Source organism: Acetomicrobium mobile, assembly GCF_937920065.1.
On the sequence record NZ_CALETC010000297.1, the window covers coordinates 1 to 2032 of the forward strand.

At 35.4% G+C, this 2032-nt stretch carries 3 protein-coding genes; all 3 read left to right on the forward strand.

What is annotated here, in order from left to right; all coding sequences use genetic code 11:
• Positions 1-1200 (forward strand): outer membrane protein assembly factor (locus Q7P41_RS11065; protein ID WP_369693159.1); only part of this gene is annotated, 1200 nt, incomplete at its 5' end.
• 71 nt (positions 1201-1271) lie between these two features.
• Entirely contained in the window at positions 1272-1781 is a 510-nt protein-coding gene (locus Q7P41_RS11070; RefSeq protein ID WP_303884267.1) for an OmpH family outer membrane protein, read from the forward strand.
• A 45-nt stretch (positions 1782-1826) separates the two neighbouring features.
• The coding region (locus Q7P41_RS11075) for a hypothetical protein (protein ID WP_303884269.1) at positions 1827-2032 on the forward strand (206 nt) is incomplete at its 3' end.

Consider the following 2032-nt stretch of genomic DNA (forward strand, 5'->3'; position numbering starts at 1 on the left):
AATAATTTCTCGTTAAAAAACCTATTAAATCCTAGTTCGTATAAGGGGATTATTCCTCAAGGAGAAGGTCAAACACTCATATTAAGTGCTCAAACCAACGGGAAATATTATCAATCTTATCAGTTTACATTTATTGAACCGTGGTTTGGAGGAAGCCGACCCAATAACTTCTCTGTAAGTCTTTACTATTCAAGATATACGGGATTAAACACCAATTACTATTCCCAGACTTCCTACTATGACATGTATAATCCCTATTACTACGGATATGGGTATGGATATGGTGGTTATGGGTACGGCGGTTACGATTATCAGGATTTAGCAGAATATGCCTACGATCCAAATCAGCTTTTCACAATAATAGGTGTTTCAGTAGGACATGGAAAACGTTTAGAATGGCCCGATGATTATTTCTATATACAAGGAGAATTAGGTTATCAACGTTACAAACTAAAAAATTGGACATGGAACTATTTCCCTTTCCAGACAGGCACAAGCAATAGTATAACGTTAAACTTAACATTGGCTAGAAATTCTATCGACAACCCTATTTATACTCGAACAGGTTCTCAATTTTCGTTAAACGTAACCGCAACACCTCCCTTTTCTTTATGGGATGGGAAAGACTATGCAAAGATGGCTTTCGATGATCCCAACAAGTACAAATGGAACGAATACCATAAATGGAAACTTAAAATGCGCACCTTTACGCCGCTTACATCTCTTTCCGTAAAACGCACACCAGTTATTGCTACAAGAGCTGAATTTGGTGTTTTAGGCTATTATGACAAAAATAAGCCAACTCCTTTTGAAACATTCGATGTTGGAGGCGATGGGATGACCGGTTATTCAAGTTCATTTGCTACAGAAAATATTGCTTTACGAGGTTATGAGAACAACTCGATCGCCACTCAGGCAAGGGCTTATACACGATTCGGACTTGAGTTTCGCTATCCATTTATTCTGGAACCAAATTCAACCATCTATGGCATTGCCTTTCTTGAGGCAGGGAATGCTTGGCGAGATTTGAACAATTTTAACCCATTTGATTTGAAACGATCTGCAGGTGTTGGGGCCCGCATCTTCCTACCAATGATCGGACTAATGGGCATTGACTGGGCATATGGTTTCGATCCCATTAACGGAAGCAGAAATTATGGTGGCAGCCAATTCCATTTTATAATTGGACAAGAATTTTAAAAATTTCTAAAAACAAAAAGAGAAACATTAAACAAATTAGCAAACCATATAACCATAACGTCAAACAAAATATGAAAAAAAATTTATTATTAATCGGAATATTCTTTGCATTGACCATGAATAGTTATGCACAAAAATACGCCTTAATAGATATGGAATACATCCTCAAAAAAATTCCCGCATACGAGAACATAAATAAAGAGTTGGAAATCATATCTCAACAATGGCAAAACGAAATTGACAGTCTTGTGAAAGATGTAGGGGAAATGTATAAAAAATATCAGGCTGATATTGACACACTTGAAGGCAGTGAGAAAATAAAACGTGAAAATGAAATTGTGGCTAAGGAAAAAGAAATTCAAAAGTTGCGCGATAAATATTTTGGTCCTCAAGGAGAATTATTTAAACGTCGTGAAGCACACATGAAACCAATCCAAGACGAAATTTATAATGCAATAAAAGATATCTCTTTTTCAGCAGGATATAAAACAGTAATCGACAGATCATCCGCGACATCCATAATTTTCGCATCGCCTGATATAGACATTAGTGATCAAGTCCTAGCAAAATTAGGATATTAAAAATAAATAATTTATCTTTGTTTGCTATTTTTGAAATTATAAACAATGAAGAAATTTATGATACCAAAAAAATTACTTATTTTACTTTTTGCGATAGCTCCTCTAAGTATGAGCATTGCAGCGCAGGAAATTAAAATAGCGTATATCAATTCTCAAGAAATTTTTAACGCTATGCCCGAGATCCCCGATATCGAAAAACAGTTAAGCGATAAACAAGAGGAAATCAAGAAAAATGCTTCTGCTTTAGAAAC